This is a genomic window from Bacteroides pyogenes DSM 20611 = JCM 6294 (assembly GCF_000428105.1).
Classification (GTDB): Bacteria; Bacteroidota; Bacteroidia; order Bacteroidales; family Bacteroidaceae; genus Bacteroides; species Bacteroides pyogenes.
Window position 1 is genome coordinate 1 of the sequence record NZ_ATZH01000055.1, and the last position, 10,288, is coordinate 10,288.

General features: G+C 46.2%; 6 protein-coding genes. All 6 read right to left on the reverse strand.

The window, feature by feature from the left end; all coding sequences use genetic code 11:
* Positions 1-288: 288 nt before the first annotated feature.
* Positions 289-2,583: a glycoside hydrolase family 3 N-terminal domain-containing protein gene (locus C234_RS0112360; RefSeq protein ID WP_027326022.1), complete on the reverse strand. Its 2,295-nt coding sequence runs from the start codon at positions 2,581-2,583 to the stop codon at positions 289-291.
* A gap of 45 nt (positions 2,584-2,628) precedes the next feature.
* Positions 2,629-3,891 carry a hypothetical protein gene (locus C234_RS0112365; protein WP_027326023.1) on the reverse strand — a complete coding sequence of 421 codons (1,263 nt, stop codon included), beginning with the start codon at positions 3,889-3,891 and terminating at the stop codon, positions 2,629-2,631.
* 20 nt (positions 3,892-3,911) lie between these two features.
* Entirely contained in the window at positions 3,912-5,588 is a 1,677-nt protein-coding gene (locus C234_RS0112370) for a SusD/RagB family nutrient-binding outer membrane lipoprotein (RefSeq protein WP_027326024.1), read from the reverse strand.
* An 11-nt stretch (positions 5,589-5,599) separates the two neighbouring features.
* Complete coding sequence (locus tag C234_RS0112375; protein WP_027326025.1) at positions 5,600-8,788, reverse strand: SusC/RagA family TonB-linked outer membrane protein; 3,189 nt, start codon at positions 8,786-8,788, stop codon at positions 5,600-5,602.
* A 20-nt stretch (positions 8,789-8,808) separates the two neighbouring features.
* Positions 8,809-9,627 carry a glycoside hydrolase family 16 protein gene (locus C234_RS0112380; protein ID WP_027326026.1) on the reverse strand — a complete coding sequence of 273 codons (819 nt, stop codon included), beginning with the start codon at positions 9,625-9,627 and terminating at the stop codon, positions 8,809-8,811.
* Between the two features lie 402 nt (positions 9,628-10,029).
* On the reverse strand, positions 10,030-10,288 hold a 259-nt coding region (locus C234_RS0112385), incomplete at its 5' end, for a transposase (RefSeq protein WP_154656424.1).

Genomic DNA, 10,288 nt, shown 5'->3' on the forward strand with positions numbered 1-10,288 from the left:
TCGGATTGGTATTGCATAAGGAGTGTTTCTTTAGTCATAATCAGAAGAGTTGAGAGACTTCTAATTTACTAAAATTCAACGAATTATGCAATACTTTTCACCCTTATTTTCAGCAGGTTAGCCCACTTTTTTCAGCACATTTCTTCATGCTTAACCATTCGTTTTGACAACATTTCAATGACCTCTTTAGTGTTTTCGAACCGACTTTTGCCGGTTCTATTGTTTGACTTTTAATTTTTCGGTAAAAATTTACCGAAGTATTGCTTATAAATACCTACCTATAAATATCTATTTGTAAGTAATAGTCAATACTTGATTTCCGCATTGCATACGGAAATCCCCTTGTTCCAGTACCCATTGCCCGTCGGAATTGACAAAAGCCAAGTCGCTGCCTTTGATGGATAGAGTGACAGTTTGGGTTTCGCCCGGTTGCAGTTCCACCTTTTTAAAGGCTCGTAACCGGCGGTTCTCGGGAGTAAGCGAAGCCACAAGATCACTGCTGAATAGCATGACAACTTCTTTTCCGGCATATTTACCGGTATTGGTTACGTCTATGGAAAAGTGCAAATCATCTCCTGCGGTAAACGAAGATTTGTCCGTTTGGAAGTTGCTGTATTCGAAAGTGGTGTAGCTCAATCCGTATCCGAAAGGCCATTGAACGGAGACTACCGCATTATAGTCGTAAGCTCCTTCCATCTTGTCCATTTCTTCGCTCACCCGATAATCGTAGGTAGTCAGTGCTGCTTCGTGTCGAGGATATGTGTAAGGCATCTTGGCACTGGGGTTCACGTCTCCTGCCAGAATGTTCGCTAATGCGTCGCCACCATAGTTTCCGGGTAACAGAATGTCAATAATAGCATCAGCCAATGGCTCCAACTCGTTGATAATGCGGGGACGACCCTCATTGAGTATCAGGATGATCGGTTTTCCCGTAGCGGCAAGTGCTTTTACCAGTTTGCTTTGGTTGGCAGAGATGGCAAGCTCGGAAAGATTGCCGGGTGTTTCGCAATACGAATTTTCACCGATGCAGGCGATAATAATATCCACGTTGCGGGCAGCGGCCACAGCTTTCTCAATTTCCGGTTCATTTTCTTCCATGTAAGCACCTTCGGGTTTGTAGGTTACGCCTTGTTCCAGACGGACATTACCGGCTCCGAATTTGTTGCAGATTGCTTCGTAAATGGTGTTATATTTGTCGGCAAATCTGTCGGTCAGATGTCCTTGCCACGAATAGCTCCAACCACCGTTCAAGCAACGCATAGAGTTGGCGTTCGGACCGGTTACCAGTAGCTTTTTCCCTTGAGGAAGCGGAAGAATATTATCTTTATTTTTTAGCAATACTTCCGATTCTTCAGCTGCATGAAGTGCGATAAGTGCATGCTCCTTGCTGCCGAAGAGAGGATAATCTTTCAATAAAGTGTTCGGATGATCGAACAGACCCAAACGGAATTTAAGTCTAAGCACCCGGCGGACGGCATCGTCAATACGGCTCATGGGTATTCTTTTCTCTTGCACTAACTCTTTTAGCAGTGTACAATAATTGAGATCATACGGTTCCATAGCCATGTCTATACCTGCATTGATTGCCATTTCGATGGCTTCTTTCTTGTTTGCCGCCACATGTTCGCGGGTATAAAGATTGTTGATGTCCGCCCAGTCGGTGATTAACATTCCGTCCCATCCCAAGTCTTCTTTCAGCCATTGTGTAAGGAGTCCGCGGTCGGCGTGCACAGGCTTTCCGTTGATGGAACCACTGTTGACCATTATAGTCAGCGCACCGGCTTCCACACAAGCCTTGAACGGTGCAAAGTGTTTCTCACGCAGTTCGGAAACCGATATATAAGCCGGTGTGCGGTCTTTACCGGTACGTGGCATGCAGTATCCCATGTAATGTTTCACGGAGGTGGCGATTCGGTCGGCGGGAATATGGTTAGGATCATCTCCTTGGAAGCCTCGGACAGCAGTACTGCCCATAATGGCATTGACTAAACAGTCTTCTCCATAATTTTCCCATACACGCGGCCAACGGGGATCACGTGCCATATCGACGGTGGGGGAGTATGTCCAGGGACAATTGCCAGCCCTTGTTTCATAAGCTGTTACACGTGCCGCTTCGTAGGTCAAATCCGGATTGAAGGCAGCACCCATATTGATATTTTGAGGAAAGAGCGTACCGCCCAATGTATAGGTAGTACCATGATTCTGATCCAGGCCGTAGATACATGGAATGCCAATCTCCTTCATCGACAGTTCTTGTATTCGACCGATAATCTCGTTCCATTTTTCAGGGCTTTGTGCTACCGGGCCGGGAGCATTGAGAAACGAACCTACCTTGTATTTAGCAATCGCTTTGTGGAGTTTTGCCTCGTCCAATTGGAATTCTCCATTTATCGTCTCTCCTAATACATCAATAGCAAGCTCGGTCATTTGCCCTATCTTGGCGTCAAGGTCCATCTCTGATAGAAGCTTTTCCACTTGTTGTTCTATTTTAGCGTCTTCAGGAATGGTAGTGGGAACTGCCTGTTTAGAACAGGCAGTCATTGCGACAGATGCGGTCATTAATATAATATTTCTGAGTTTCATTATGATTTGTTTTTAAGTAGTATTATTTATTCAATCTGGTATTCATTACTTTATGGTTATCAGGTCTACATAATAGCCATGTCCTACACATAAGAATCCGGCTTCATCTTGAATCTTATTCAAGATGTCTTGTGTCAGTATTAGTGTGTATTCACCGTTTTCCGTAAATTCTATCTTATCTGTCAGGTCAGTCCACCAACCTGTGGCAAGTTTCATCTGATGATATTCGGCGGTTGGTTCTATGGAGTAGACTACTTTCAATATCGACCCGGCTGTGATACCGGCAAACACATCCATTGGAATCAAACCAAAAGTTTTGTTGGGATCACCGTCCGGCTTATCCCACGAAACGTAATGGTGTCCTGACCAAAGCGTTATTTCGGTAGATACGGTCACAGTCTGTTCGGTAGTTGTAGCATTGTCGTTCAAGAACTGCACATCTGCTCCACTATGAGTTTTGCCTGTCAGCGTATAGCTTCCATCAGACAAATCCGGACAAGTCAGCGTAATCTCTGTAGAAGATTGGTTGCTGAATTGAGATACCGTCTGCCCGTCGATGGTTAGAGAAGCGATGTTTTCGAGATTGATGCCGGAAATGGTCCAATCCACGTTGGCAGTAGCCCGGTTAGCTCCCGAAATGATAAGGGAAGCATTGGTCACTTTCACCATGTCGGCTCCATATTCATTGCCGTCAGCATCTTGCAAAACGATGCGGTAATTGCCTTCGTTTACGCCTGTCGGGACGGTGTATTCCAGATAGTCCCCGTCTGCCGATTCAACATAAGTGGGAGCGGTAATCGTGCTTCCTCCCAAGAGGATGGCCGTTACCTTCTGTAGATTACTGCCATATAAACGGGCAGTCTTGCCGGGAGATACCATTCTCTCAAAGGCTACTTCCTTAGATTGAGGGTCATCAGCCAATGGGTTGACCACCACTAATCCTTCACGGGAAGTCTTCTTCCCTTTCACAGTTTCCACTTCTATTTTCAAATTATACGTACCGGCTTTCAGACTACGGTTGATTGCCTTGTCGGAGTCGGTACCCGATTCTACTTCCTGCCCATCAATGAACCAGGTTACTGTGGTGTAATCTTTTGGAGTCACGGTCAGCGCGATGGATAAGTTCGCATCCCGGCTGATGTTGGCGAATGTAGCCAATTGGCCGTTCGTCCTGTCGGGGAACACTGGGGCAAGGATATGCGGATCATCATTCTCTGTCACCGTAGCGAATGGTTCTTCCTCGGTGCATGCAGTAAATGTGGAGCCTACAGCGAGTAGGGCAAATAGTGCAATATATATCTTTTTCATAATGGATGATTGTTTAATAGTTAGTTTTCAGTATCCCACCACAGAAGGCTGTGCCAATTATCTGTTCCTCCCATGCGTTCGATGGCTTCATGGTAGTTTTCCTTATTATAGGAAGATTCCAATACAGGGTAGCAGAGACGTACCGGAATTTCCGTTCCACCGGTGAGGTATTGTCCGAACCCATATTCTGCCGGTGATTTCAACTTCGGATAACCGGAACGACGCACGTTTGCCCAACATTCGGCAGGATTGGTAAAGTGAAGAATCCAAGCCTGTGTATTGATGGCTTCGAGTTTCTGATTGTCCGTATGTCCGAATGCCCCTTTATCTTGAATGAATGCATCGAACTCTGCATCAGTAGTAGCCATGCAACCGTAGTTGTCTGTCAGGAAATCCATAGCCGCACGCACTCCTTGCTTATAAAGAGCTTCTGCCGAAACACTGCCGACTTTCCAACCTTTCACGGTAGCTTCCGCCATCAGGAATTTCACTTCTGCAGAGGTCATCACCACGCCCGGATTATCGCTTTTTAGGAAATTATTGGCAAGTTTGGGTTCCACTTCACGAGCCATAGTGACCGTAACGGAAGGATTGTTAATGGCTAATTCCTTACAAATATCGCTGTCGTATCCTGTAGGCCATGGTTCCCACGAGTAGGCACCCGGGTCGCGCGGACTGAAAGCAATCCCTTTTTCAATCATCTCCTGGGTGATGTCGACACGATTGTCGGGACTGGTGGCACTCATCAAGCCGTCATAATAACAACGGGAAATTTTGAATGTACGGGGATCACCGGATTTGTATAACTGATTAAAAAAAGTGGAACAGAGGTAACTTGGATTATTGGCGGGGTCGTTGCCGAACAATAACTGCGACAATGAATTTCCGCGATAATCAGAGTAAGCTTCTTGTCCGAAACTAAATGCGATTGTCATGTATTTGATGAGCGCATCGCTTGAGGCGTCCGTTATTACACCCCCATTGGCAGCCAAAGCATTTTCAAATTCCGTTTGCGCTTTTGTAGGATTGACATTGGAGATTCGCATGGCAAAACGAAGGCGAAGCGAGTTTGCCAGTTGTTGCCATTTAGTTACGTCACCGGCATAGATGAGGTCACCTGTCACTTTATCTTTGGTCGGATCGATTTTGTTGACGGCATCTTCCAGCTCCAGAAAGAAAGCGTTGTAAATATCTTCCTGTTTGTCATACTTCGGATTGAACTTTCCTTCGAGGAATCCCAGGCCGGCTTCACTGAAAGGAGCGTCTCCGTAAGTGTCGGTGATGATAGACATAAGATAAACCCGATAAATGCGGAGCACAGAGTTGATGTTCACTTTCTCTGCATCTTCGGCTGTGCGATATTGAGCATCAATGATATTCTTCAAGGATTGAGTGTAGAACGATGTCCAGATACGGCTCATTTCATTATTGTCTAGCGTATGGCGTCCGCCGTAGTTGGTGGTGTTCCAACATCCCATCAGTTGTTGGGTGAATGCATAATGGTAGTTACGGTAGATTTCCATCATACTAAGGTCTCCGTACGTTTGCAGTTGGGCAGTGGTGAGCTGCGCATTCGGGTCGATGGTAGCGGCCTTGGAAGGGTCGGTATTCATGTTTTCCATGTATTCATCACTGCAAGAAGCGAAAAACAGGGCACATGCCATCGTGATGATTGTGATGTATTTAGATTGTCTCATGGTATATCTTTTTAGAATTTCACATTTACATTAAAACCATAGCTTCTGCGTGAAGGCAACGAACCGTATTCAAGTCCCATACCGGTGGTATTGTTGTAGTTTGAATCCGGGTCGATATTCGGGATATTTTTCCATACGATGAACGGATTGCGGGCAACAAACGAAACGGTCAGTCCGTTTACTACATTCTTCAGCCAGGATTTGGGCACATTGTAACTCAACGTCAGTTCACGGCATTTCACGTATGAGTTGTCGTAAATAAACATAGAAGGCGCATTACGGCAAACGCTCATCCAGTAGTCTTCCGGATTGATGTAGATGTCGTTGGGGCGATACGTTCCGTCACCGTTGTCGATGACACCCGGAGCAACGAATCCGCCTGTCGGCTTCCAGTTGTCGGCTCCTTTTGCAATGCCGGCTGCCAATCTTTCTTCTTCCGAGCGATACCAGGCGTCGCGGCCTGCTAATGTTTCCGGACTTTTACCTGATTCGTAAGCAGCACGGGCAGACATGGAATAGAGGTCGGCGCCTACTTTCACATCGAATACCGCTACCAGCGAAAAATTTTTGTAGGTAAAGTTGGTGAGCAATCCACCTGTCCAGTCCCAAGAGGCATTACCCAATACGTGGTTGCTCTTGTCATATTGCGGCAGACCGGTTTGCGGGTCAATCAGAATATCTCCCCTTTCGTTCCGTTGGAAGTCCGGGCCTACAATAGAACCAAAGTTCTCACCTACCTTAGCGGCTATCTGAACGTCGAGCCAGGACGCCTTTTCCAGTTCAAACATATCCGATTTGCCATCCAGTTCTTTTACCTTGTTGCTGTTCTTGGAGAAGTTCAGATTAATGTCCCAAGAGAAATCGCGTGTTTGAATCGGTCGTGTGCTAAGGGCAATCTCAATACCTTTGTTTTCTATCTTGCCGGCATTAATCAGGCGATAGTTATAACCGGTTGTCCAGGAACTTGCCATTCCCATAATCTGGTTTTTACTGATTTGAGAATAGTAGGTGAAATCCAGTCCGATACGGTTCTTCAGGAATTTCAATTCCAATCCCATTTCCATGGAGTTTGTTTTGGTTGGTTTCAAGTCTTTGTTGGGGATGGTTCCGTTATCGATATATCCGATGGTATATCCGGGATAAGCATATTTGGATTTCGTATAGACGAGTCCCAATTGATAAGGATCGGTATCGCTACCTACTTGCGCCCATGACATACGCACCTTTCCATAAGGCAGGAGGTCGCCCAGTTTTGTCAGCTCAGAGAATACAAAGCTACCGGAGAAAGAAGGATACATATACATGTTGTTGCCAATGGGAAGGGTAGACGATTGGTCGCCACGCAACGTGGCATCGAGGTAAAGCATGTGTCTCCATCCCACGTTCACTGCTCCGTAAACCGAATTAATCTGTTTGCGGTAACTGCCGGGCACTACACTGATCTCGTTGAAGCTCGTCAGTGAAGGGACATCGCGTATCTTCATGTCTTGAGCGGTGGTAACGGTAGTCTGGTTGTTCACCTTATATACATTGCCGCCTAACGTAGCGTTGAAATCAAAATCACCCCAATGGTTGTTGTAGAGAGCCAACACTTCAAAGTTGTACATGCGGTTGCGGAAAGCGCTGTTTTGAAGTCTTCCGGCTTCGAATCCGGGAGTGGTAGGCGCTTTGTAATCATCGAACGTGAACCAGTTGAGTTCGGCACCCAACGTTGCCTGAAGTTTCAGATGTGGGTCGATGTTCCATACGGCCTTGCCGTTCATGCGGAACAAATCTTTCTTGGATTTATTGAAGTTCTTATAGATATCCCAGTATGGATTCACGTTGTAGGGATCCATGCCGTTCCAGTTGGAATATTCGCCGTTGGCAGTCTGATAGGTTCTCAGCCATTCCTGGTCGTAGGTGGTGGCGAGGGTCATCAGGTTTTTACCGATATTAGACTTGCTGTCGCCCAGTGCCGGACGGTTCTTCACGTCTTCCCGTGTATAGTTGACGCTGAAATCCAAGTCTACCTTGTCTGCAGACGTATTGGCACGCAGGTTGAAAATGTCACGGCTCATGTGCGTTTGGGGAACAATGTCTTTATTGCGCATATCCGTATAGGTAAAGCGAATTCCGGTTTTTCCGCTGTTCACACCTACGATGGCGGAGTTGGTGGCGGTGATACCCGTGCGGAAGAAGTTGGACGTATTGTCGGGGACAATGAGGAAAGGGCGTTCCACGCCGTCGAAATACTTCAGCATGTTTGAACCGTCTGCTTTGGGGCCCCAACTTTTGTTTGTGTTGGATATGGCATCATAGCTATAAGTGCCGTTGCTTCCCATACCATATATTTGTTGCACATCGTTCCATTTGGCAAGTTGGGTGTCGAAAGTCAGCGTTCCGTTATATTCCACGCTGATTTTATCCTTGTTGGCGCGCTTGGTTGTAATCAAGATAACACCGTGGCTGGCACGGCTACCATAAAGTGCGGACGCTGCAGGGCCTTTCAATACCGACATGTTTTCTACGTCATCGGCATTGATGCTCGAAATACCGTCGCCCAAGTCGAAGCCACCGTTTGTACCGGCACTGCCGAAGTTGGTATTGTCCAGAGGTACACCGTCCACTACATAAAGAGGCTGATTATTGCCGGTCATTTCGGTACTGCCTCGCAGAATAACGCGCGTAGAACCGGAAGGACCACCGGCAGTCTGGCTGACTACCAAGCCTGGCACACGTCCTGCCATGGAGTTGATAACATTCGTTTCTTTGGCTTTGGTCAAGGCTTCGCCTTTCACTTCGTCAATGCCGTAGCCCAACGCTTTGCGCTCTCTCTTGATGCCAAGGGCGGTAACTACGACTTCATCCAATGCTTTGGCATCCTCTTTCAAGGTGATGTTCAAAGGACCTTTTTCCGCTTTTACCTCTTCGGATTTATAACCCACGTAGCTAACAACGAGCGTAGCTCCCGCTTTTACATTCAAACTGAAATTTCCATCCAGATCGGTAATCGTTCCGTTGGCAGTTCCTTTCTCCACTACGGAAGCCCCAATGATGGGCCCTGTGGCATCGCTCACTTTTCCGGTTACCTTGTTACTTTGTTGTTGAATAGCTTGGGAACTTGGTTCCGTTGCTGCATACACTTGCTGGAAACCTCCCGCCATCCAAAGGGCGAGTGTTCCGCAAAACAGTAGATACTTACATTTTTCCATATTCATAGCATGTATATTTAAGATTCTTATAATATTTTCACCCAGTCGATGTACATATTCACTTTCTCACCGTCTTTCAGGCCCATCAGTTTATTAATGTCGGTAATCCCTGTAAACGCACCTCCCACGGCGAGGTTGAACAAGATGTAGAAGTTGTCATGAAAGTATGTGTTCGAGCTAATGTCGAACGTATGAAACTTGACGTTGTCGACGGATATTGTCAGGCTGTTTTCATCCCAATCCAGAGAGTAGGTGTGATAATTGCCGTCTTGCAGGCTGTTGGCAACATTCGCTTTGTAGTATTGCTGTTCGTGAGCCGCTACGCTGGGGCCATAGTGAATGGCGGTGTTCACTTGTTTTTCCGAATCGCCCTCAGCCATTCCGCTCTGTTCTCCCATTTCCATAATGTCTATTTCTCCGCATGCCGGCCATTCTTTGTCGTTGTCTCCCATCAGCCAGAACGCAGGCCACAGCCCGCCGTTGGTTTTGGGAAGCTTGATGCTTGCCTCTATCTTGCGATACTTGAAACTCTTTTTCCCTTTTGAATTGACCCTGCCTGAATAGATTTTATTCCCTTTGCGTTCGGCGGTAAGAATCAGAACCGATTTGTTCCCGTCCTTTCCAACCGATACATGGGCGGCATCGTATGCTTGCAGCTCCTGATTGGTCCAGCCGGGTTCATGAGTCTCTTTTGTCCATACTTTTTCGTCGAAAAAGTTGAAATCGTCTTTAAAAAAAAGAATGTTTTGTGGATTTTCCTCCGGTTCCGTTCCAATAGAATCCGACGAACAGGATTGTTGCGCGAAGCAAACGGATAAAAATAGGACTAGTGCTACTTTTTTCATCGTTCTTAGCATTTTAAAGATTAAACGTAAGATTGTGCTTTATACTTGTAAAGCCTGGTGCAAAGATGTTAATATCCGGCTGAAGCGATGGTCAGATTGCTGACATATTAGGTTTGATTGCTGACAAATCCGCTGATTTTTATCGAACGGACGTTGTCTTACCCATTTTTTATCGAAGATTGTTGTTATAAAGAATGAGGTAATCCCCACAGTTTGCACGTACTTTCACAGCCTGTAACCTTCGCATCGGCATTGTCAATCTTGGCCAATTGAACGGCTTGTATCTGAGAAGCCGACTGGAGTTGTCCACCTGGTCGACTATTGTTGTCCAAGCAGCCGTCTAGAGTCAGCCAGATGGACAACCCCAGTCGGCGATTAATAAATAACGTGAGTTCGACGAATTTAGAATAGTGCAAGTTGTGTATCCAGTGTCCTCTGTACATTGATGCACGGCTTCTTTGGGAACAAGCAATATGCAGCAATAGCACCGAGCAGATTGACGATGAAATTATCAAAGCATCTGTGTCTGGAATGCTCTATCTGTGCAATATTCTTCAGCTCATCATTCACGGTTTCTATAATAGCCCTCTTTCTGAGCAAGAGCTTATCGGAGACGCTCATCAAAGCCCCTTTCATATTGCTCTTCAACTTAGTAATAAGC

What these genes read in the sequence shown, in the direction of transcription:
- C234_RS0112360 (WP_027326022.1), bottom strand. Translation starts at nt 2,583, where the DNA reads ATGAAACTCAGAAATATTATATTAATGACCGCATCTGTCGCAATGACT.
- C234_RS0112365 (WP_027326023.1), bottom strand. Translation starts at nt 3,891, where the DNA reads ATGAAAAAGATATATATTGCACTATTTGCCCTACTCGCTGTAGGCTCC.
- C234_RS0112370 (WP_027326024.1), bottom strand. Translation starts at nt 5,588, where the DNA reads ATGAGACAATCTAAATACATCACAATCATCACGATGGCATGTGCCCTG.
- C234_RS0112375 (WP_027326025.1), bottom strand. Translation starts at nt 8,788, where the DNA reads ATGAATATGGAAAAATGTAAGTATCTACTGTTTTGCGGAACACTCGCC.
- C234_RS0112380 (WP_027326026.1), bottom strand. Translation starts at nt 9,627, where the DNA reads ATGAAAAAAGTAGCACTAGTCCTATTTTTATCCGTTTGCTTCGCGCAA.